General features: G+C 68.9%; 15 protein-coding genes. 9 read left to right on the plus strand and 6 right to left on the minus strand.

Going from position 1 to position 22538, the window contains the following annotated elements:
• Window positions 1-392: 392 nt before the first annotated feature.
• Together G6O54_RS33220 and G6O54_RS33225 are read right to left on the minus strand one after the other, a co-directional pair.
• The gene (locus G6O54_RS33220) at window positions 393-950 is read right to left on the minus strand and encodes a hypothetical protein (protein ID WP_165233976.1); all 558 of its coding nucleotides are present in this window, start codon (window positions 948-950) and stop codon (window positions 393-395) included.
• A 274-nt stretch (window positions 951-1224) separates the two neighbouring features.
• Complete coding sequence (locus tag G6O54_RS33225; RefSeq protein WP_165233977.1) at window positions 1225-2910, minus strand: tetratricopeptide repeat protein; 1686 nt, start codon at window positions 2908-2910, stop codon at window positions 1225-1227.
• Between the two features lie 234 nt (window positions 2911-3144).
• On the opposite strand from G6O54_RS33225, the gene scpB reads away from it, so the two are divergent.
• From scpB to G6O54_RS33240, 3 genes are all read left to right on the plus strand, one after another.
• Entirely contained in the window at window positions 3145-3918 is a 774-nt protein-coding gene (gene scpB / locus G6O54_RS33230; protein ID WP_165233978.1) for a methylmalonyl-CoA decarboxylase, read from the plus strand.
• Between the two features lie 52 nt (window positions 3919-3970).
• Window positions 3971-4144, plus strand: coding sequence for a hypothetical protein (locus G6O54_RS33235; RefSeq protein WP_165233980.1), 174 nt, complete (start codon window positions 3971-3973; stop codon window positions 4142-4144).
• Between the two features lie 973 nt (window positions 4145-5117).
• Window positions 5118-5627, plus strand: a complete 510-nt coding sequence (locus tag G6O54_RS33240) for a DUF4058 family protein (RefSeq protein ID WP_250847207.1) — start codon at window positions 5118-5120, stop codon at window positions 5625-5627.
• A 6-nt stretch (window positions 5628-5633) separates the two neighbouring features.
• Here G6O54_RS33240 and G6O54_RS33245 read toward each other — a convergent pair whose 3' ends face one another.
• Window positions 5634-6347, minus strand: a complete 714-nt coding sequence (locus G6O54_RS33245) for a metallophosphoesterase family protein (RefSeq protein WP_165233984.1) — start codon at window positions 6345-6347, stop codon at window positions 5634-5636.
• 247 nt (window positions 6348-6594) lie between these two features.
• On the opposite strand from G6O54_RS33245, the gene G6O54_RS33250 reads away from it, so the two are divergent.
• Window positions 6595-10023 carry a DUF5107 domain-containing protein gene (locus G6O54_RS33250; protein ID WP_165233986.1) on the plus strand — a complete coding sequence of 1143 codons (3429 nt, stop codon included), beginning with the start codon at window positions 6595-6597 and terminating at the stop codon, window positions 10021-10023.
• A 76-nt stretch (window positions 10024-10099) separates the two neighbouring features.
• Here G6O54_RS33250 and G6O54_RS33255 read toward each other — a convergent pair whose 3' ends face one another.
• On the minus strand, window positions 10100-13177 hold the full coding sequence (locus G6O54_RS33255; RefSeq protein WP_165233988.1) for a beta-galactosidase: 3078 nt from the start codon (window positions 13175-13177) through the stop codon (window positions 10100-10102).
• A gap of 167 nt (window positions 13178-13344) precedes the next feature.
• Between G6O54_RS33255 and G6O54_RS33260 the strand changes: the two genes are divergently transcribed.
• The gene (locus G6O54_RS33260) at window positions 13345-14220 is read left to right on the plus strand and encodes an aldo/keto reductase family oxidoreductase (RefSeq protein WP_165233990.1); all 876 of its coding nucleotides are present in this window, start codon (window positions 13345-13347) and stop codon (window positions 14218-14220) included.
• Here G6O54_RS33260 and G6O54_RS33265 read toward each other — a convergent pair.
• Together G6O54_RS33265 and G6O54_RS33270 are read right to left on the minus strand one after the other, a co-directional pair.
• Window positions 14217-15383: a 2-aminoethylphosphonate--pyruvate transaminase gene (locus tag G6O54_RS33265; protein ID WP_165233992.1), complete on the minus strand. Its 1167-nt coding sequence runs from the start codon at window positions 15381-15383 to the stop codon at window positions 14217-14219. The genes G6O54_RS33260 and G6O54_RS33265 overlap by 4 nt on opposite strands.
• A gap of 76 nt (window positions 15384-15459) precedes the next feature.
• On the minus strand, window positions 15460-16815 hold the full coding sequence (locus tag G6O54_RS33270; protein ID WP_165233994.1) for an AAA family ATPase: 1356 nt from the start codon (window positions 16813-16815) through the stop codon (window positions 15460-15462).
• 291 nt (window positions 16816-17106) lie between these two features.
• Here G6O54_RS33270 and G6O54_RS33275 point away from each other — a divergent pair, with 291 nt between their 5' ends.
• The 4 genes from G6O54_RS33275 to G6O54_RS33290 all read left to right on the plus strand — a co-directional run bounded on the left by G6O54_RS33275 (window position 17107) and on the right by G6O54_RS33290 (window position 22518).
• The gene (locus tag G6O54_RS33275) at window positions 17107-18006 is read left to right on the plus strand and encodes a 5'-methylthioadenosine/S-adenosylhomocysteine nucleosidase family protein (protein WP_165233997.1); all 900 of its coding nucleotides are present in this window, start codon (window positions 17107-17109) and stop codon (window positions 18004-18006) included.
• 4 nt (window positions 18007-18010) lie between these two features.
• Window positions 18011-18646 carry a hypothetical protein gene (locus G6O54_RS33280; RefSeq protein WP_165234000.1) on the plus strand — a complete coding sequence of 212 codons (636 nt, stop codon included), beginning with the start codon at window positions 18011-18013 and terminating at the stop codon, window positions 18644-18646.
• Between the two features lie 55 nt (window positions 18647-18701).
• Complete coding sequence (locus G6O54_RS33285) at window positions 18702-21473, plus strand: DEAD/DEAH box helicase (RefSeq protein ID WP_165234003.1); 2772 nt, start codon at window positions 18702-18704, stop codon at window positions 21471-21473.
• A 61-nt stretch (window positions 21474-21534) separates the two neighbouring features.
• Complete coding sequence (locus G6O54_RS33290) at window positions 21535-22518, plus strand: SWIM zinc finger family protein (RefSeq protein WP_165234006.1); 984 nt, start codon at window positions 21535-21537, stop codon at window positions 22516-22518.
• Window positions 22519-22538 lie beyond the last annotated feature (20 nt).

Here is a 22538-nt window from a genome sequence, read left to right on the forward strand (position 1 = left end):
GCTGGCCGTGGGGTCGCTTCGCTCCACCACAGCCACCCGGATGTTGCGTCCGCCCAGGAAGGCCCGCTGGCCGTGGGGTCGCTTCGCTCCACCACAGCCACCCGGATGTTGCGTCCGCCCAGGAGGGTCAACGCCTACCCAGGGATGGCGCAATAAAACGGCGATCGTTCCCGGACCTCGATGGGCACGGTCAAGACCAACTTTTCACCACCCCAGCACGAGGCTCCTGCCGAGTCGGGTGAAGCCATGATCCGCGGGCAAGGTCCGTCGTTACCACGCAAGAAATCCCGGACCAGCCCGCCATACCGTCAAGGGAGAGTTTCCACCGACCAAGGTGCCCCGCCCCCTAGCGTGGTCCGGAACCGGGGGGGGCGGGGACATCCGCTCCTCGCTCACTTCTTGCGGACGAGCTTCGTGACGCAGCACTGCTCCTTGCAGGGCGCGCCGCCGTCCCACGCGGAGCCGGACATCTCGATGTGCGAGTCGTCCAGCAAGGTGAGGGCGGCGGAGTGCATGTGCTTGTCCTTCTTCGGGTCGAGGTTGGCGCCGCCGTCGAACTCGAACCGGATCTGGCCGGCGGGGGACTTCGGGTCGGCCTTGAGCCGGGGCTGGTTGCCCAGGACGCAGTAATGGGTCATCACCACGTCCGGCCCCTCGACGGTGTAGACCGAGATCATCTCCATCGGCTGGCCGGGGAAGATAACCTCGTGGATGGCGCTGCCGCCCGCGGTGACCTTGACGACCTTGACGACCTGATCGGTCGGCTTGCCGTCCTCGCCCTCGGCGACCCAGGTCCCTTCCAGGGTCTTGAGCGTCTCGAAGATGACGTTGGTCGGCGTCGACGGAGCCTTGCCTTCCTTGCCCTTCACCTTCTCCTCGCCGCGGGCCGTCAAGGCGAGCGGCAGGACCAGCAGCGTTCCGCACACGAGCACGAGATTTCGTCGCGTCATTTCTTCACTCCTCATGCGATGGGGGAGTCTTCGGGCCGAGGTGATTGGCGGTCGCCGGACCGCACGCCACCACCTTGTCGTCCGACGACGCGGCGGATCGACATTCGGCTCCGGGATTTTCCAAAGGGTCGCGCGAGGGCTCTGCGGGGAGGCCACCTGGTCACATTTTCCGAGCCTTCTCGCTGAACCCGACAGCTCCAGGGCTGTTACCCGCGTCGGATACGATCTTCCGTCCGAGCCGGACCTGACCCTGCTGGGTTGAGCGAAGAGTCTCCTACTTCACCTTCGCCATCACCTGGGCCAGATACGTCCGCGCATCCGGATCCTCCGGACGCAGCCGGACCACGGCCCGGTACTCGTCCGCGGCCTCGTCATAGCGGCCGGCGGCGTAGAGGTTCTTGCCCAGGCGGCCGCGGACGTGAACATCCTCGGGCCACCGCCAGGAGGCGATGCGGAGGGTCCTCGTCGCGCCGGCGAGGTCCCCGGCGCCGGCCTGGGCGTTGGCCAGGTTCAGGTGGGCTTCCCGGTAATCGGGGCGGAGTTGAATGGCTCGCTCGAACTCGACGATCGCGGCGGGCATGTCCCCCTCGCGGGCCCGGCTGACGCCCAGGTTGTTGTGCAGGTCCGGGATGCCGTCGCCGCCGTGGGCCACCGCCTGCGCCCAGAGCGTGCTCGAATCTCCCCAGGTCCAGCACTGCCGCCAGGCCAGCACCGTCAGCCCCAGGCCGCAGGCGAGGCCGACGGCCACGACCGCGATCCGGCGTGCCCGGCAACCGCCGGCAAACTCGACCAGCCCGGCGGCCATCAGGACGAACACCGGGATCATCGCCAGGTAGCTGTATCGGTCCCCGGTGAGCTGCCGGCCGTAGGTCACCAGGCCGGACATCGGGGCGAGGATCGCCAGGTAGGCCCCCCAGGCGGCCAGCCAGGCCGGTCGGGAATGCCGCAGTCTCCACAGCGCGAAGGTCACGACGATCACGCCCACGACGGCCGCCAGGAACGCGGCCTGCGTCCAGTCCAGGGGCCTCGGGCGCATCGTGAAGGCGTGCAGGCCGGCCGGCCACGCCGTCTTGATCAGGTAGAACCAAACCCCGTAGCACGCGATCGCGATCCGGCCGGGGATGCCCGCCTCGTCCACGTCGATGAGCGTCCGATCGGCCCGCTTCGCCGCGACCGCGAGCCCCGCAAAGATCGCGGCCAGGACGAAGAACGGGACCTTCTCCAACCAGGGCCGCCAGCGGCCCGGACGATCGCTCCGCCAGGGGAGACCGTCGATCCGGCCCAGCGGGTAGGCGTCCAGGATCAGCAGGACCAGCGGCAGCCCGAGCGCCGCGGCCTTGCAGAGGAGCGAGGCGAGAAAAAACCCGAGCGAGGCCGTCAGCCATCCGGCCTCGACTCGGGCACCATCGCGAACGCATCCCGCTTCCCGACCGGGATCCGCCCGCAAGTAGCAAATGACGCTCAGCATCGCGAAGAGGGCACACGGCAGGTACGCCTGCGACGAGGCCCAGGCCACCACCTCCACCCGCAACGGATGGACGGCGAAGAGTCCCGCCGCCAGGCCGGACACGATGATCCGGTCACGGTCACCTTCCCCGGCTCCGCCCCTCTTCAGGATCGTCAGCGTCAGGACATAGAGCGCGACCGCACAGGCCGCGTGGAGGAACAGGCTCGTCAGGTGGTAGCCCCGGGGATTCAGCCCCGAGGCGGCGTGCTCGGCCGAGGCGAGCATCCAGGCGATCGGCTGATACACGCCCATCCAGAAGGTCGTCCAGGCCCAGCCGAGCTGACTCGGGCCCAGCCCCCGGAAGGCCGGGTTGTCCACGAAGTTCTCGCGGTCGTCCCAGGCCACGAAGTCGTTGTCGAGGATCGCCGCGAACGCCGCGAAGGCCACCAGCGCGACCCGGAACGAGACCCGCCAGGCCAGCCCGGAGTCCGGCGACGGCGTTCGCGCCTGCACGCAATCTTGATCCGACCCGACTTCAAGGCTGTTCACGACGTCGCGTTCCATGGCGTCACGAGGCGCACGGCGGCGATCACGACGCGACCGGCCGCTCCTACTACCTTCCTAGGACGTCCCCTCCCGGCGGTCAACTCGATATGATGTGCTACCCAAGACGGCTCCGGACGCGGCCCCGAGGTGGCCGACCCTCCCCGACCGGCGATCCAGAGGCAGGAACTCGGAGTGACGTCCATGCTGATCGCGAACCAGGTCGAGGACATGATCGGGGTCCTGACCCTGAACCGGCCCGAGAAGCGGAACTCCATCTGCAAGGAGATGGTGGAGCAGTTCCTCAACACCCTGGCCGGGTTCGAGTCGGCCCGGGTCCGGGCCGTGATCCTTCGCGCGGCCGACGACGCCAAGGTCTGGTCGGCCGGCCACGACATCAACGAGCTCCCGTCGCGACGGGATCCGCTGATGTACTCGGACCCGCTCCTCCAGTTGCTCCGCGGGATCAAGATGTTCCCGGCCCCGGTGATCGCGATGGTGCATGGCGCGGTCTGGGGCGGGGCGACCGACGTCGTCCTGAGCTGCGACATGGCCATCGGCGACGAGACCAGCAGCTTCGCCATCACGCCGGTGAAGCTCGGCCTGCCTTACAACCTCGTCGGCCTGATGACCTTCATGCGGCGACTCCCGCTCAACGTCGTCAAGGAGATGTTCTTCACGGCGAAGCCGATGTCCGCGCAGGATGCGCTGAAATGGGGAATCCTGAACCACCTGGTCCCCGCCGCCGAACTCGAGTCGTTCACGATGGACCTCGCCCGCTCGATCGTCGCGAATGCCCCACTGGCCGTCTCGGCCGTCAAGGAGCAGCTCCGGATCCTCGCCGACGCCGGCCCGATCGCGCCGGGGATCTTCGAACGCATCCAGGACCTGCGGGTCCACGTCGCCGAGAGCGACGACTACGAGGAGGGCATCCGCGCCTTCAAGGAACGCCGCAAGCCGGATTTCCGGGGGCGGTGACGATCGCCGCGAGGACCGATCCGCCCCCTTCACCGACCGGAGGTCAACGACGATGCCGGTGACCCACAAGAACCGCATGGATCAGGTCTACTACCTCCACGCGGGGACCACGAAGACGGGCAAGCCGCGATACTGGTTCTCGATGAAGGCCGACGGCGAGCTCGCCGTCGCAATCCCTGAGGGACATGAGATCCACGAGAAGCCCGTCGGTGGTCCAGGCCATTAGCCTGCTTCACTGATAGGGCGAGGCTGGCGCGATGAAAAGTTAGCCTGGACAACCCGGGCGTCTTGTCCGGGATTTGTTGCGCGGGAACGAGGCCTGTCGGCATGCCTCGGCCCGTGCCTGGCTCGGCAGGAGCCTCGCCCTGGCGCGATGAAAAGTTGGTATTGACTGCCCCACACCCGGCATGCGGACGTGGCGGTTTCTGTTGCGCCTGACGCGGCCCGCGAAGCCGTTGGGAACCGGGCCCCGGCGCGATCGCCAGCCGGCGCCTGGCTCGGCAGGAGCCTCGCCCTCCCTTCCGGAGGAGAGCCGCTCCCAGCCCGGGAGGGCGAGGCTCCTGCCGAGCCAGGCGCAAGCCGAGGCTTGCCGACAGGCCTCGTTCCCGCGCAACAAATCCCGGACAAGACGCCAGGATCGTCCAGGCCAACTTTTCATCGCGCCAGCCTCGCCCTCCCGTTCGGAGGAGAGCCGTTCCGGGCCCGGGAGGGCGAGGCTCCTGCCGAGCCAGGCACGGGCTGGCGATCGCGCCGGGGCCCGGTTCCCAACCGCATCGCGGGCCACGTCAGGCGCAACAGAAACCGTCACGTCCAGGTCCCGGCTGTGGGGCAGTCAATACTGACCTTTCATCACGCCAGGGCGAGGCTCCCCGGCCCACCATGAGGAGCTGGAGAGGCGCTTCTCCGGGGATCGTTACAGGTGCCATCCGCGATCTTGGCGATGATCGTGACCGGGTCGCCAGGGGGACCTCATGCCGCTCCGTGATCATTTCCGCCCGCCCGTTGAGGCCAGGCATTCCTGGGATGAGCTGCACGGGATGTGGCCCGGGGAGATCGTCCGGCAACTTTATCAAATCTTGCCCGAGGGATACGTCACCGCTCCCCGTGTTCACCTCGGCTCGGCCTTCGAGATCGACGACTCAACCTATCAGCAAGAGGAACCCGGGACGCGACCTGGGAGACGGGGTGATGATGCCGGCGTGGCGATTGCTCCATGGGCACCACCAGGACCGACCCTCACTCTCGAAGCCGACCTCGTCGATCCCGACGAGTACGAAGTACGGATCTATGACGCGCGACACGAACGTAGGCTGGTCGCGGCGATCGAGATCATTAGCCCCTCGAACAAGGACCGCCCCGAAAGTCGCAGGGCCTTCGTCGCCAAGATCGACGCGCTGCTTCGGCGAGGGATCTGCGTGACCCTGGTGGATGGGGTCACGATCCGTCAGTTCAACCTCTATGCCGATCTCCTGGTATGGCTTGGCGAAGGCGACCCGATGCTGGGCGAGCCACCGCCGGCCATCTGCTCGGTGACGGTCCGCATCCGTCGCCCTGCCGACCGTCCTTCCCTGGTCGAGGCCTGGTTCGCCCCGATGGAGTCCGGCCGCCCGCTTCCGAAGCTCCCGATCTGGCTCGATGAAGCCCAGGGCGTTTCCCTGGACCTGGAAGCCAGCTACGAGGAAGCCTGCCGGCTGTTGCACATCGCCTGAGGGCTCTCAGCCAACAACCCCGGCCCCGGGGATGATCTCAGCCTCGGGCGTGATGTCGACCCACCCGAGCTCGCTGACGCATCGAAACCGCGTCATGCCATCCCAGCCCGTCCACTCGACGTGATGATGGCCGAAGATCCAGAGCCGAGGCCGGTGGACTTCCAGGAGCCGGCCGAGGAAGTCGGTGGTCCGAGACCGCGCGAACGGTGCCCCGGGCCGGTCGATGCGGCGGCGGGTCGACTCCGCGAATGCGGCGCGGGCCGCGTCGGTGGGCCCGTCGTGGGAGAGCACGATCTCGGGCCTGGCGTCGGCGTAGACCGCCTCGGCGGATTTCATCTCGTCGTCGGTCAGCTCCTCGGCCTCGTACCAGAGGGTTCGGCCCAGGCGGTTCCCCAACGCCACGAGCTTCTCCCGATCGGTCGACGCGGCCCCGCGGATGAAGAAGAACCGCACGCCGCCCAGCACGACCTCGCCGAAATCCCCCAGGCAGCGCGCCGGGAAAGACCCGTGGTGGTCGTGATTCCCGGGGAAGAACCGATGCCGGGACGGATCAACGAGCGCCCCGAGCGTCTCGTACGTCTCCGCGTCCCCCATGTCCCCGACCTGCACCGAATGGGGGGCCCCGCCCACGATCTCGACGTACGGCCGGCGGTCCAACCGGGGAAGATCGTCCCGGGTCACCTGGCCGTGGACATCGCCGATGATTCGCAAGCGGTCCATGAATGACCTATTCCCCGTTCTTGCAGATGCGATCTCGCCGGCCGTGGTTGCAACCGCTTCAGCATAAGACTCGTGCCGGCCTCGTTCGAGGTCATCTGGCCACGAATCACCGACTCGGCGCGGTCGATGCCGCTCCGCCCTGGGATCGTCGCTTCGGGCGCGCTAGAGTGGACCGACCGGCGCGGTGAGGCCCGGCGCGGCTCGACGCGGTCGGGATGACGGCTTGACCTGGGAGGGAGCATCACTCATGACGCGGCAACACCTTCGATGGGCGGGGATCGCGGTCCTTGCGTCGTCCTGCTGGCTTGGCGGTTCAGCCCCGTCCGCGTCCGCCGCGGAGTCCACCGTCCGGGTGTACGAGAAGGACGTGGTCATCCCCACGTACCCGGCCGGCGCCCCGGAGAAGAGTCCGATGTTCTATTTCGGCCGGCAGTCGCAGGGGGCGGAGGGGCGGATCTATCCGTATCCGCTCTACGACAGCCTCGCCGGCACGAAGGTCGACCGGACCTACCGCCTGGTCATCCTGGAGAACGAGTACGTCCGCATCGGGATCCTGCCGGAGATCGGCGGCCGGATCTTCGAGGCCGTCGACAAGACGAACAACTATGATTTCTTCTATCGCCAGCACGTGATCAAGCCCGCGCTCATCGGCCTGATCGGGGCCTGGATCTCCGGCGGCGTGGAGTGGAACATCCCCCACCACCACCGGGCCTCCACCTTCCTGCCGGTCCAGTACCGGATCGTGGAGGACGACGACGGCGGCAAGACCGTCTGGGTGGGCGAACTGGAGCTCCGCCACCGGATGCGCTGGGCCGTCGGCTACACGCTCCGGCCGGGCCGGTCGGTCCTGGAAGCCTCGGTCCGGATCGTGAACCGGACGCCGGTCGTCAACACGATGCTCTGCTTCGCCAACGCCGCGGTCCACGTCAACGAGAACTACCAGGTCATCTTCCCGCCGAGTACCCAGTACGTGACCCACCACCACAAGCGCGAGTTCACCACCTGGCCGATCGCCACGACGCGCTACGGCGGCCACGACTTCCGGCCCGGGACCGACGTGAGCTGGTTCAAGAACCACGTCGCGGCCAACTCCATGTTCGCCTGGAATTATTCCGACGACTTCTTCGCCGGCTACGACCACGGCAAGGAGGCCGGCACGATGAGCGTGGCGGATCACCACGCCGTCCCGGGCAAGAAGCTCTGGACCTGGGGCAACGGCCCGCGCGGGCGGATGTGGGACAAGATCCTCACCGACGAGGACGGCCCCTACATCGAGCTCATGGTCGGCGCCTTCTCGGACAACCAGCCGGACTATAGCTGGCTGCAGCCGTTCGAGGAGAAGTCGTTCTCCATGAACTGGTATCCGTTCCGCGGGATCGGCGGGGTGAAGAAGGCCAATCTCGACGCCGCCGTCAACCTCGACGTCAACGACGGCGTCGCCCGGGTCGGCTTCTGCACCACGGCCACCCACCCGAGGGCCACGGCCCGCCTCGTCGCCGACGATCGGGTCCTGATGGAGGAGACCACCGCCATCGATCCCGGCACGCCCTACCGGAAGGAAGTCCGACTCCCCTCGGGGATCGATCCGGACCGGCTCCGGGCGGCACTCGTCGAGCAGGATCGCGTCCTGGTGGATTACGCGCCGGTCCGGCCGAAGCCGGCGCCCATGCCCGGCCCCGACCGCTTCCCGCCGCCGCTCCGCGAGATCAAGACCAACGAGGAGCTCTATCTCGCGGGCCTGAAGGTCGAGCAGTTCCACGACCCCGGCCTCGACCCCGACCCGTTCTGGGAAGAAGCCCTGAAGCGCGACCCCGGGGACGCCCGCGTCAACGCGGCGCTCGGCATCCGGAGGCTGAAGCAGGCGCGGTACGCGGAGGCGGAATCGCTCCTCCGCAGGGCGATCGAGCGGCTCACCGCCGGCTACGTCGCACCGAAGGACGGCGAGCCCTACTACTACCTGGGACTCGCGCTGAAGGCCCAGGGGCGGTTCGAGGACGCGGACGAGGCCCTTTCGAAGGCCACCTGGAGCCTCGCCTGGCGCGCGGCCGGTTCCTACGAGCGGGCCGAGCTCGCCGCCCGCCGCCGCGACTTCCCGGCGGCCCTCGACCTGGTGGTGCAGTCGCTCGAGGCCAACGCCCTGAACCTCCGAGCCCTCAATCTCAGGGCGGCGGTGCTCCGGCATCTGCCGGGATCGAACGCGGCATCGATCCGGGAAACCCCGGCACTCCTCGCGACGCGACCGGATCCGCTCGACGTCCGGACGATGGCCGAGCGCTGGCTGGCGAGCCGCGACCCGCGAGACGCCCGCGAGCTGACCGCCACGCTGGCCGCGTACCCGGGGGCCGCCGAGGAGACGGCCGCGGAATACCTCGGCAGCGGGCTCTGGGAGGACGGCCTCGCGGTCCTCTCGCTCCTGGCCGACGAGGCACCGGACCGATCCCGGCTCCCGATCTCGCCCCTGGTCTACTACGACATGGCCTTCTTCGCCGCCAGGATGGGCCATGACGCGAAGGCGTCCGCATACCGCGACCTGGCCCGCAAGCAGCCGCCGGACTACGTCTTCCCGATTTCGCCCGAGACGATCGAGGTCCTCCGCGACGCGATGAAGGCCGACCCGAAGGACGCCCGCGCGCCCTACTATCTGGGCAACCTCCTCTTCGACAGCCAGCCCGACGAGGCGGTGACGCTCTGGGAGACGGCGGCCGCGCTCGATCCGTCGCTGGCGATGGCCCATCGCAACCTCGGCGTCGCGCTCTCGCACCGGCCCGGGGGGAACAATCCGGCGCGAGCGATCGCGGAGCTGGAGAAGGCGGTCGCGCTCCCGGGCCGGTCGCCGCTCCACCTCGTCGAGCTCGACGAGCTCTACCGGGCGGCCGGCAAGGCGCCCGAGGAGCGGCTGGCGATGCTGGAGGCGCATCACGGCGAGGTCGAGACGCGGGCCGAGGCGCTCTCGCGAGAGATCGCCCTCCTGATCCTCGCCGGCCGGCACGACGACGCGATCCGGCGGATGACCGGCCGCACGTTCGAGGTCTGGGAGGGGGGCCGCCTGAGCGTCGCCGAGGACTGGACCAGCGCCCACATCCTGAGGGCCCATCGCCACCGCGCCGCCGGCCGGTTCCCGGAGGCCCTCGCCGACCTCGAGGCGGCCGGCCACGTGCCGGACAACCTGCCGTCGGACGAGGGGGGCGGCGACCGATCCGCCGAGATCGCCTGGGCGGTCGGGCTTGTCCGCGAGGCGATGGGCGACGCCGAGGGCGCCCGCAAGGCCTGGCAGCAGGCCGCCGCGCCGGAGCCCGCGGGGCACGGACGCGGGAACGGGGCGGGACGAGGGCCTTCGGGCCGAAGCGTCCAGCGGTTCCATCAGGCGCTGGCGCTGCGGAAGCTCGGCCGGTCCGAGGACGCCGCGACGATCTTCCGCGACCTCAGGGACTCCGGGACCGCGGCGGCCAGGGAGAAGGCGACGGTCGCCGACACCGCCCCCGTCGCCGTTCGACAGGGCGATCGGGACCGCCTGGCCCTGGCCCACTTCGTCGCGAGCCTGGGCCATCTCGGCCTGGGGGAGGCAGACCAGGCGGGACGCGAACGGAAGGAGGCGCTCGCCGTCAGCCCGGATCACCTGGGCGCCCGAACGGTGGCACAGACCATCGGTGGCGAGCCGAAGACGCCGTCGCCGTGACCGCCCGGATTCCCGCCTCGCCGGTCCAGGGAAAGGCCCCCAACAGCCCGCCGGACTGTCGGGGTCTCCCAGGATGTCAACGACCCGGGTCGCCCTCGATGCGCAGCAGCCGCGGCTGCAGCGGCTTCAGCGTGACGCTCAAGCCGGCCTCCTTCGCGGCCATCAGGTCCTTCGCCCGCACCGCCCGGCCCTCCCGGACGACCCGGACGGTCACCAGCTCCTTCATATAATTGCAGACATTGATCAGAATCCCTTCCTGTGTGTCCGCCCGCCGCCAGGCGACGCCCCAGGGGTGTTCGCCGGATTCGGTGCGGACGGCGACCGAAGGGCTCACGCCCCACGCGGGGAGTCGATGCCAGAGGGTGGCGGCCAGCTCGCGAGCCTTCGTCCCGGCATACGTCCACGGCAGGCGGTCTGCGATCGTGATCGGCGGGCGGGGCCGGTCGTACTCGTCCCGCGAGAGCACGTCGGGGCCGCCCACCGGGACCAGCCGACCCCGGCATTTCGCGAGCGACTCCCGTGCGGCGTCGGAGAGGTGGACGACGTCCGGCGCGAGGACGAGGGGCGCGTCCGGGACCACGCCGGCTTCCAGTTGCCGCTCGGTGATGAATCCGGCCTTGAGGCCGGCGAAGGCGAGCGCCTCGTACAGCGCGCCCCGGCAGGCCGTGTGCCGCGGCCCCTCCCAGACCAGCGACGAGGTGCTCTGCACGAGGAGCACGTCGGGCCTCGCCCGCTGGAGCGCCGTGACCTCCGGGGCCAGCCGGTTCAGGTCGCAGCTCACCAGGCCGACGGCCTCGACGCACGCGGGGCGTTCCAGGATGCTGCCGCTGAAATCGCCCTTCGGATCGAAGGTCCGATCCCAGACCCAGATCGTCGTCGCCCCCTGGCCGTGCACGGCCGCCTGCCAGAGGGCCGCGCGGACGTGGTCGGCCGGGACGGGACGGGTGTTGCGGTCCTCCAGGATGTGGTTCTCGGTGTTGAAGACCGGCGCGTCCAGGACCGACCGCTGGAGGTCGTGGCCCATCGCGTTGCCCTCCCAGCCCTGGGCGAACTCGCCCAGGCCGAAGCCGTAGAAGTTCACCGCGTCGTTGCCGTTGATGCCGCTGAAGCGGCCGAAGAGGGTGGCGTCCACGCCGAGGCCCACGTCGCCGTCGTTCAGCATCGTCCAGTTCATGGCCTTGGCGTGGACCGGCAGCGTCGGGGCCACGCGATGGACCGCGTCGGCCAGCATGCCGTGCCAGCGGGCGAAGAACTCCTGGTTGAAGCGGACGAAGTCGAGCGCGATCGGGCCCGGCGCGGGCGATCCGAACGGATCGGGGAGCGGCACGTCCTCCCACCGCGTCGCGTGCGTCCCGTAACGCTCGTTCATGCGATCAATCGTCCCATGCCGCGCCTCGAGCCAGCCCCGCCACTCGGCCCGCGCGCGCTCGCACGGCTCCTCCTTGTTGACGGGCTCGTTGGACAGGCAGATGCTGTGCAGCGCCGGGTGGTCCCTGATCGGCTCCACGAGGACGGCGACGAATCGCTTCAGCAATTCCTGCCCCTCCGGGGCGTGGAGGCAGTATTGCAGGAAGCCCTCGCGATGCCGGCGCAGGGCCGGCCATTTCGCCACCGCCCAGCCCGGCAGGTAGTGCGGGCTGATGAGCAGGCAGACCGCCACGCCGCTCTTCTGGGCTCGGTCCAGCGTCCGACGGAGCGCCTCCACCGGGCCGGTGTCGGTGACGCCCTCGCTCGAGAAGACGGCCATCGGACCGACCTCGATCTGGATGATGTTCGTCCCGTACGACGGCCATTTCTCCATGTCGTCGACGACCCGGCCGAAATGTCCGAAGCCCGTGAAGAAGACGGGCCCCCGCGACTGCGAACCGGTCGGCCACCGGACCGGCGCAAGGAACGAGCCATGCTCGACGACGGGGCGCTCGGCCCCGGTCCATCGCGGGACGTTGGGGAGGACTCGCTTCCCGTCCAGGCATTCCGCCAGCTCCGCTCTCAGGCGAACGGCGATCGCCTCCAGCTCGCGGACCTCGTTCAGGGCGCGCGGGATCTCGCCGTGCCTGAGGTCGTCGGCGACGTACCCGGGGAAGTTCTCCAGCACCGTCAGGCCGACGAGCGCCGCGGACGGATCCTGGCCCCGGGCCTTGACGGCGTCGAGCGCCTGCCGCAGCGCGGGGAGGTCGCGCTTCAGGGCATCCACCCTCGACTCGAGATTCCGGGGCGAGCAGAAGGCGACCCTGGTCTGAGCCTCCGCCGACACGCCGCCGGCACCCCGGAGCCGCAGCGTCAACGTCCGGGGCGTGTCGTCGACGCCCGCCGCCCGGCCCTCGGCGACGAGCCGATGGAAGCCGCGACGCAGCCGGAGGGGCACGCTCACGGCCTCACCCGTGTCCATGTGGATCTCCGACGTGCCGTCCAGGTCGCGGGGGAGCCATGCCGTGAAGTCGACCCGGAACGGGCCGTCGCCGCGGACGGCGCCCGGCGCGGCGTCCGCCTCCAGGCTCGCCCTCGAGGCGGTGCCCGCGGGCGGGGGATCGGGCGTCGGCTCGCGGCCCTCCTCGAGCTTGAGGTCGTCCACCCAGACGGCGGCCGAGGGGCTCTCCGTGTTGATCCGCGGGGTGAAGCCGAGGTCGTCCTTCTCCGGCCGGAAGGTCACCGCGATCCGCTGCCAGCCATCGCCCGCGGGAGAGGCCGAGGCGCGGTATTGCCAGCGGGCACCGCCCATGATCGAGAGGATGCCCGGGGCGGAGGACTTCACCCAGGCGCTGAGGGTGTAGTCCCGATCGGGGCGGAGCGCGACGGGAGCCCTCGACCAGAGCGAGCCGTAGATGTGCGGCCCGAACTCGGTGCCGTTGGTGAACCGCAGGGAATGCCCCCCGCGGTGCGCGACCTTGGCATCGATCCGGCAGGTCGCGTCGGTGTTCCGCCGATCCCAGATCCAGCCCGTCGGCAGGCCGTCCGGCCCCGCCTCCTCGAAACCGGGATTCGGCACCAGGTTGGGATTCGCGGCCAGGGCCGCGGCCTCGATCCGCCCGAGCCGGATCGACCCCGAGCGACCGGGATCGTCGGCAAGCGACCGGAGGCCGGGGACGAGCAAGGTCGCGGAGGACAGGACGATGAAATGGAGGTTGCGCGGGCGAGGCCAGATGCGAATACCCATGGATTCATCTCAACGGAGGCCCATGTACGTGTTCTTGCTTATCCCGGCCATCCTACCGCAAGTTCGGAGCGGATGCCGGCAGGCCGGTGAAACAACCTGGTCGTCGAGTCAAGTTCTTCTACAATACGTCGTCCTCACCCCACGGTCCCCGGAAGGGAGTCACGACGATGAGCACAGCGAATCTCGGCGGCCGGTTCACGTTCCCGGGGACGTCCTTGACGGTCCATCGGGTCGGCTACGGCGCGATGCAATTGGCGGGGCCCGGCGTGTTCGGGCCGCCGAGGGACCCGGACGGGGCCGTGGCGGTCCTCCGCGAGGCGGTCGCGGCCGGCGTGGATCACATCGACACCTCGGACTTCTACGGCCCGCACGTCACCAACCAGATCATCCGCAAGGCGCTCCATCCCTATCCCGACGGCCTGGTCATCGTCACCAAGGTCAGCGCCCGGCGGGGCGAGGACGCGTCATGGCTGCCGGCCCTGTCGCCGGAGGAGCTGACCCGGGCCGTCCACGACAACCTCCGGAACCTGGGCCTGGACGTCCTGGACGTGGTCAACTTCCGCAGCATGTTCGGCATCGAGAAGCCCGGCGAGGGCTCGATCGAGCCCCAGGTGACCGCCCTGGCGGACCTCCAGCGGCGGGGCCTGATCCGGCATATCGGCCTGAGCAACGTCACCCCGGCGCAGATCGAGGAGGCCGGCCGCATCACCCCGATCGTCTGCGTGCAGAACTGCTACAACGTGGCCGTGCGACGGTACGACGACGCCCTGGTGGATGACCTGGCCGGGCGCGGCATCGCGTACGTGCCGTTCTTCCCGCTCGGCGGGTTCACGCCGCTGCAATCGTCGACGCTGTCCGACATCGCGACGCGGCTCGAGGCCACGCCCATGCAGGTCGCCCTGGCGTGGCTGCTCCACCGCTCGCCCAACATCCTGCTGATCCCCGGCACGTCGTCGGTCGGCCACCTCCGCGAGAACCTGGCCGCCGGGTCGCTGGAGCTCTCGCCGCAGGTCCTCGCGGAGCTGGACGGGATCGGAGCCTAGGAGACGGAGACGGCCCGGGGCGCCGGCGGGGCCAGCGGCAGCGTGCAACCGAACTCGCGGAGGGTGTCCTCCACCGCGTGGACGAGCTGGGTCATGTCGGCCTCGAAGAGGCGGCCGATGTTGCCGATCCGGAAGGTGTCCACCTGCGTCAGCTTGCCCGGGTAGATGATCATCCCGCGGGCGCTCAGGCCCCTGTAGAACTCCGCGAACCGGAAGGCCGGATCATTCGGATAATGGAACGCCGTGATGATGTAACTCTGGATGTCGGGAGTCAAGAGCGGGACGAAGCCCAGCCGCGTCATGCCGGCGACGAGCGCACGGTGGTTGGCGAGATACCGGCGGCCGCGCGCGGCGGGCCCCCCCTCGTCGTCGAGCTCCTTCAGGGCCCGCTCGAAGGCGAGGATCGCATGCGTCGGCGGGGTGAACCGGAACTGGCCGCTGGACTCGAGGTGGCGGAGCTGGCCCAGGAGATCCAGGCTGTGGCTCCTCGGCCGGCCGCCGGTGGCCTCGAGCGCCGCCCGCCTCGCGAGGATGACGCTGAAGCCGGGCACGCCCTCGATGCACTTGTTCGCGGAGGAGATCAGGTAGTCGATGCCCGTCGCCTTGAGGTCGATCGGCACCGCGCCGAAGCTGCTCATCGCGTCCAGGATCAGCGACTTGCCATGCTTCCGAACGACCGCGGCGATCGGCTCGATCGGGTTGAGGATCCCGGTCGTCGTCTCGCAGTGCACGAGCGCGACGTGGGTGATCTCGGGGATCTCGTGGAGGACGGCGTCCACGACCAGGGCGTTTGGCGTGGCCGTCTCACCGGGCCAGTGCGCGCGGCGGTCCAGGTCCAGGCACTCGGCGATCCGGAGAATTCGCTCGCCGTAGGCGCCGTTGGATAGGACCAGCAGCTTGCCGTCGCGGGGCACGACGGAGGCGATCACGGACTCGACGCCGAACGTGCCGCTCCCCTGCATCAGGACCGCGTCATAGCCGTCGTCGGGCGTGAGCCCCGCGAGGGCCAGGAGCGACCGGCGGATGCCCCGGACGACCTCGTTGAACTCCGCGTCCCACGAGCCGGCGTCGCGGAGCATGGCCTGCTTCACGGCCTGGCTCGTGGTGAGGGGCCCCGGGGTGAAAAGCAGCTTGTCGCGGGCGGCGGGCGCAGGGTGGCTCATCGGGGCACGGCCTCTCTTCGTCTCTTCATCATTCCTTCGTCATCCGCCCGTGATCGCGGCTCGCCCGGTCGGTCGGTCACGCGTCCCGGACGGCCATCAGCGACGATGGGGCTTCGTCGCCCCGCGGGGGAGCGGAGGGCGACAGCTCGAAGTCTACCTCATGCGCGGCCGCTTCGGGAGCCCCGCGGTGCCGGAGCAGATGCTCCTGGATCGCCGCCATGCAGACCCTGCCCCGCGGGATCTGGCCGGCGAAGAGATCGGCCAGCGATTCCAGCTCGGCCGGCGCGATCCCGCAGCCCTGGTAGAACCAGAGGTAGAGCCGGCGGGCCTGGTCGGGCGTGGCGTTGGGCAGCTCCACCTTGCGGTCGACGCGGCCGGGCCGCACGAGCGCGGGGTCCAGCCGCTCCGGGTGGTTGGTCGTGAGGAAGAGGACGCGGCCCTCGCGCGAGCTGACGCCGTCCAGGGCGTTGAGCAGGCCGCTGAGGGTCACGCCGGTCTGCTCGCCGGTCGTCCGCTCGGTCTTGAAGACGCAGTCCACGTCCTCGATCAGCAGCAGGGTGGCCGGCGGCAGCGCGTCCACCAGGGTCCGCAGGGCGTCATCCGAGAGGACGCGATTGCTGAGGGTGAGCACCGCCACCGAGAGGTTCAGCTCGCCGGCGGCGGCCAGCACCAGGGTCGTCTTGCCGTTGCCCGGCGGCCCGTGCAGCAGGTATCCGCGGCGATGCGGGACGCCGCGGCGGACGTACCAGTCGCGCGAGTCGTAGAACGATCGCAGGTCGGCCAGCAGGTCCTCGAGCGTGCCGTCGGCCAGGACCAGGGACTCGAGCGGCCGCCTCGGCTGCCACGAGGTCGTCTCCCAGCTCTCGTAGCGGGCGGTCAGCACGCTCACGCCCGGCGTCTTCGGGCAGGCGAGCCGACGGGCCTCGTCCAGCAGGTCCTCGACCAGGGTGCGCGAGCCCCCCAGGACCTGGAGCGACAGGTTCTCCTGGAAGGTCCGCGCGTTCCCGTTCTGAAGGTCGCGGCGGCTCCGGCGGAGGATCACGATCCGCCCGCGGTAGAACATCAGGTGCATCCCCGGCGCGGGGGAGAGCAGGAACTTCACCCGCGACGACGGCCCGGTCGCCGCCGAGTCCTCCGCGTCGAAGACGACCGCGGAATCCGACTCCGCCCCGGCCGGCACCCACGTCGTGGACAGGCTCAGGTCGCGCGCCCTCGCCGCATACGGCTGGAGCGCCAGCCAGACCTGGAGCCAGCGGAACGCCGGGTCGCGGTCGGGGATCTCGACCGTGATCGTCATCCGCCGCTGGAAGAACGACCAGAGCTGGCCGGGGACCTTGCGCAGCAGGGCCACCGCCGCCCCGACGATCATCAGCGAGAGCCCGCCGGAGAGGAACTGGTTGTGATTCAGCGATTCGAGCAGCATCTGCATCATGTCGAGCTTCGCGAGGGCCGCCGCCCCTCGAGTCCGGGCTGTGGTTCGGGTCGATCCGCCCCGCGAGGCCGGGCCCGCGGGCGGATACATCGTCACACGGAATGGTAGGCGGGTTCGCGCGAATTCAAGGAGAAATCCGGGGCCTCGTCCAGGCTCATCGCCGCACAGACGGCTTTGGTCGCAGGCGCCTTGCTCGATCGATCACGGACATTGATGTGGCCGGGAGGAATCGCCCCCTTCCATGGAGCACGGCGTGAGAATTAGAATCTCGGCGATGGATGACCGTCGAGGATGACCGTGGCTGACAACTCCGATTCCTCCGAATTGACCTGCACTCTCCTCCTCCTCGTGGCAACTCCCGCCGAGGAGAAGGGACTGAAAGAGGCCGCTGCCGCATGCGCGATTCCGTGGAAGAAGGTCAAGAATACGGAATTCAGGCTCGACATCGAGCACTACTTTGACCTGGGACCGGTCGGCAATCAAAGCCGCGTCATCGCCCTGCCGCCTTCGAAGGACGCCAGCAGGAACCTGGTCATGGGCTCGATCGGTTACTTCGGGACTGCGGCCAGGGCAATGCGTTTCCGTCAAGTCACCAGAGCCTTCGCGGTCGTCCAAGTTGGGATGGCCTTCGGAATCGCTCCGGAATGGCAGAAGCTGGGCGATGTGCTCGTCGCCACGTCACTCATCCCGTACGACAACCGGGATATCAAGCCCGCCCGTCGCGGTCGACTTGCGAGGTGGGTTTGCGGCGAAGGATCGGTCACCGAGTATAATCAGGTGGTGCGGGAGCCGGCCCGCCTAGAACTCGTCGAACTCTTCCGCAAGGAACAGAACAGGAGGCGGCAACCCCCAAGGGACAACTCCTCATTTGATGTGCATCTGGGTGCCTTGCTCTCGGGATCTGCGAGAATCCATTATCGCCATTTTCGAGATGAACTTGTGAGATCTGTACCCTGGGAGCCCGACCTGATCGTCGGAGGGGAGATGGAAGGCGTGGGCCTGCTGGCCGCCTCGGATTCCTGGGACGACCCCGTTTGGTGCGTGGTGAAGGGCATCTCCGACTTCGCGGACGAGGACCGGGATGCCGTGATCAAAGCGAGTCGTCCTGTCGCTTGCCGAAACGCTGGTGAATTCGTGCTCTCCGCTCTGATCAATGATACGAGGAGCGAGGAAGTCAACACCGGAGAATAAATGCATGAACACCATCACCGATTTCTTCCGGGAGACGACCGAGCCAACCCATCCCCGATTGCGCGAATGGAAGAGGCGACTCGGGAAGCACGATACCTCGGCGACCCTGGAAGTGTTCCGCCCCGATAGGGGGCTGAGCGAGACGCGCCCGGAGATGAATGTCCAGTTTTATGACGATGGCAGGCCGGCGCAACTCGACACCGTGCCGTGGGATGATGATCTGAACGAACAACTCATCAAAATGGGTGTGAGATCGGTGAGCCCCGCCAAGGAGTCCGAGCGATTCTCGCTCGGGCTTCGGGCTGCGACCAAGAACCCTCAACGAGAATTCGGGGACGGCTATTTCAACGCGGTGCTCCTCGATCTGTTGCGACAGGCCCAGCTAGATAAATACACGGAGATCGCCGAGGTCATGCGACATACTCATGCCAACGAACCTCACAAGGATGATCGGCCATTTAGCAGCTATTCCATCTGTAGAGAACTTATCAATGGGGCGATCCGCGGGCGGGCGAAGGAGTTGACCGACGACCTGAAGTACGATCAGGCCCAGGCGGAGAAGATCCTCATTTGGGCGATCGCCCGCTATCTGGACGACCGATTTTCGGTCAGCAACCGGCGACGATTCGGGATGCTCTGAGGTTTCCCCCTCGCCGTCGCGATTGAATCCGCACCCCGGGAGTTTGCCCCCGTCCATGCCCCTCGAACTGACCCTCTCGCCCCAGGGCCACCTGCACGTCCGCGAGTCCTCCACGCCCGGCGCGAGCGGCCCGGACGGCCCCGCGGCGGCGCGGGTGAAGGCGGCATTCGACGAGAGCACCGCGAGGGGGCTCCTGCACCTGGCGACGGCGGAGCTCGAGACGAGCCTGCCGGCGGCCTTCGCCTTCGCCCGGGGGCTTGCTCGCGACTACCTGACGCGGCTCTGCCAGGCACCCGCGGCGGGGACCGAGGTTCCCGCCGCGACCGAGCCCATCCCGCCGCCCGCGGAATCCGACCTGGCCTTCCGCGCCCTCCAGGCCCCCCCCATGCCCGGGGCCGAGTACCTGAATGCGGACGCGCTCGCGGGCTGGTGGACCGCCCTGGATGAGCTCGTCCGCGGCGAGATCCGCGGCCGCAAGGGGGACGCGCAGGGATACCTCAGCGCACTCAATCCCCAGTGGCGGCTCGTCGGCCGGGTGACGTTCCACCTCGCCGAGAACAAGCGCGACCCCGAGTGCCCGTTCGCCTTCCTGGCGACGTACATCCCGGGGCTCTCCGCCCGCGGCCAGGTCCGGCACGAGCCGCTCGGCAAGGCCCTCAAGGAGTATGCCGGGGCGCGGAACCGCGAGGCGCTGCTGAAGCTCCTCCAGCCGATCTCGAAGGCCAGCGAGAGGAGCGAGCTGGTCAAGGACCTGGCGGACTCCGGCGAGATCTATCACCCCCTCCGCTGGTCCCCGCGCGAGGCGTACGACTTCCTCCAGGAGATCCCGGCTCTCGAGGAGTCCGGCCTGGTCGTCCGCGTCCCGGACTGGTGGAAGGCCGGTCGCCCGCCGCGCCCCGCCGTCAGCGTCAAGATCGACGCCCGCAAGGGGACTCGCATCGACACCGACGCGCTGCTCACGTTTTCCATGGACGTGGCCATCGACGGCGAGCCCCTCTCCGAGGACGAGCTCCGCCAGATCCTCGAGTCATCCGGCGGCCTCGTCCCGCTGAAGGGGAAATGGGTCGAGATCGACCGCGAGAAGCTCCGGGAGGCGCTCGACCACTGGAAGGACGTCGAGCGAGAGGCCCGCGCGGGGGGCCTGACCTTCTACCAGGGGATGCGGCTCCTTTCCGGCCTGCCGCTGGATAAGGGGGACGACGCGGCCCTCGCCGCCGAGGCCCGCGAGTGGGTCGGCCTCTCCGCCGGCCCGGCCCTCGAGGAGACCCTTCGGGCGCTCCGCGCCCCGGAGGCCCTGGGCGCCTCCGCGCCGCCCGGCCTGCGAGCGACCCTTCGCCCTTACCAGCAGGCGGGCGTCAACTGGCTCCGGTTCGTCACCGGACTCGGCCTGGGTGCCTGCCTCGCCGACGACATGGGCCTGGGCAAGACCGTCCAGGTCATCGGCCTCCTCCTGGAGCGAAAAGCCTCGCGCGAAGCCTCGGGCGCAAACGCGAAGGGCGAGGCGAAGATCGACGCCCCCCCTGCCCCATCCCCCGCCCCGAGCCTGCTCGTCGTCCCGGCCTCGCTCCTGGCCAACTGGAGGGCGGAGCTCGAGCGGTTCGCCCCCGGGATCTCATTCGCGATCGTCCACCCTTCCGAGCAGGCCGCGAGCCGAGGCAAGGGGGATGACGCGATCGGCCCGAGGGCGATCGACGGCCGCGACCTCGTCATCACCTCGTACGGGATGCTCTCGCGGGCCGACTGGCTGAAGGGGCGGACCTGGGACCTCGCCATCCTCGACGAGGCCCAGGCGATCAAGAACTCCGGCACCCGGCAAACGCGAAGCGCCAAGGCCCTGAAGGCGAAGGCCCGCGTCGCGCTCACCGGGACCCCCGTCGAGAACCGGCTCTCGGACCTCTGGTCGCTCTTCGACTTCCTCAACCCCGGCCTGCTCGGCGACTCGAAGACGTTCTCGAAGCTGACGAAGCAGATGGAGGCTGCCGAGTCCTACCGGCCGCTCCGCAGCCTCGTCGGCCCTTACATCCTCCGCCGCCTCAAGACCGATAAGAAGGTGATCGCCGACCTGCCGGAGAAGACGGAGGTCTCCGCCTATTGCGGCCTCAGCCGCGAGCAGGCCGCGCTCTACGAGAAGGCCGTCCGCGAGCTCGAGGCGGGCCTGGAGGAGTCCGGCGCCGAGATCGCCCGCAAGGGGCTCATCCTGGCGCAGCTCATGCGACTGAAGCAGATCTGCAACCATCCCGCCCAGGTGCTCGGGACCGACGACTACGACCCCGCGAAGTCCGGCAAGTTCGGCCGCCTGGCGGAGATCTGCGAGGAAATCGCCGGCCGCCAGGAGAAGGTGCTGGTCTTCTCCCAGTTCCGCGAGATCAACGGCCCCCTCGCCCGCTACCTGGAGACGATCTTCGGCCGGCCCGGGCTCACCCTCCACGGCGGCACGCCGGTCGCCCGGCGGCGGCAGCTCGTCGAGGACTTCCAACGCGAGGACGGGCCGCCGTTCTTCGTCCTCTCGCTCAAGGCCGGCGGCACCGGGCTGAACCTCACCGCCGCCAGCCACGTGATCCACTTCGACCGCTGGTGGAACCCGGCCGTCGAAAATCAGGCCACCGATCGGGCCTTCCGTATTGGACAACGGCGGAATGTCCTGGTACACAAATTCCTGTGCCGCGGGACCGTCGAGGAGAAGATCGACACCCTGATCGCCGAGAAACAGGGACTCGCCGACGAGATCGTCGGTGGCGAGGGCGCCGAGGCGAAGCTCACCGAGATGACCAATACCCAGCTCCTGGACTTCGTCCGCCTCGACGCCCGCAAGGCTCTGGAGAGCTGATCGAGGCGGCTGGACGACGCACAAACACGGGCCCGCACCACACATCAAAGAGGACATCACGATGGGCTGGTACTATGATTTCAAGCCATACATACCCGTCGCCGAGCGGCGACGAAGGGCGATGAAGGAGTTGGAGAAGCGACGGAAGCAGGGCCTGCCCGTCTCGCCGGTGACGATCAACGGTCGGACCATCGCCGGCACCTTCTGGGGCAAGGCCTGGTGCGACAACCTGGAGTCATACAGCGACTACTCCAACCGCCTGCCTCGCGGTCGGACCTACGTCCGGAACGGCTCGGTGGTCCACCTCGACATCACCCCCGGCAAGATCGAGGCCTACGTCAGCGGCTCCGAGCTTTACCGGATCGAGATCACCATCGACCCGCTGCCCGCTGCCCAGTGGAAGGCGATCAAGGCCGAGTGCGGCGGCCAGGTCGGCTCGCTTGTCGAGCTGCTCCAGGGCAAGCTCTCGAAAGGCGTCATGGAGGTCGTCACCCGCAAGGGCACCGGCTTGTTCCCCTCGCCTCGCGAGATCCGCATGACGTGCTCCTGCCCCGACGGCGCCTACCTCTGCAAGCATCTGGCCGCGGTGATGTATGGCATCGGCGCCCGGCTCGACCAGAAGCCCGAGCTGCTCTTCCAGCTCCGCAAGGTGGACCACCTCGAGCTGATCGCCGGCGCCGTCGACGAATCAACGGTCGCCGCCGAGCTCAAGAAGCCACGCGGCAAGAAGACCCTGGCCTCCGCCGACCTCTCCGACGTCTTCGGTATCGACCTGGGCGGGGACCAGGAGGAAGCCCCCAGGCCACCGGTTGCCACAAGGGCAAAGCCCGCGAAGGTCACCACGAAAGCGACCGCGGCAAAGACAAAGCCCGCGAAGGTCACGACGAAATCGGCCCCAGCAAAGGCAAAGCCCGCAAAGGTCACGACGAAATCGGTCGCGGCGAAGCCCGCGAAGGTCACGACGAAGAAGCCCGTGACTCCCGCGGCGAAGTCCGCAAAACCGAAGCGCGCCCCGCGCGCGACGGCCCGCGGCAAGGTCTCCTGAGGCGAGCCACTCGGCGGACT

Source organism: Aquisphaera insulae, assembly GCF_011064615.1.
Lineage (GTDB): Bacteria > Planctomycetota > Planctomycetia > Isosphaerales > Isosphaeraceae > Aquisphaera > Aquisphaera insulae.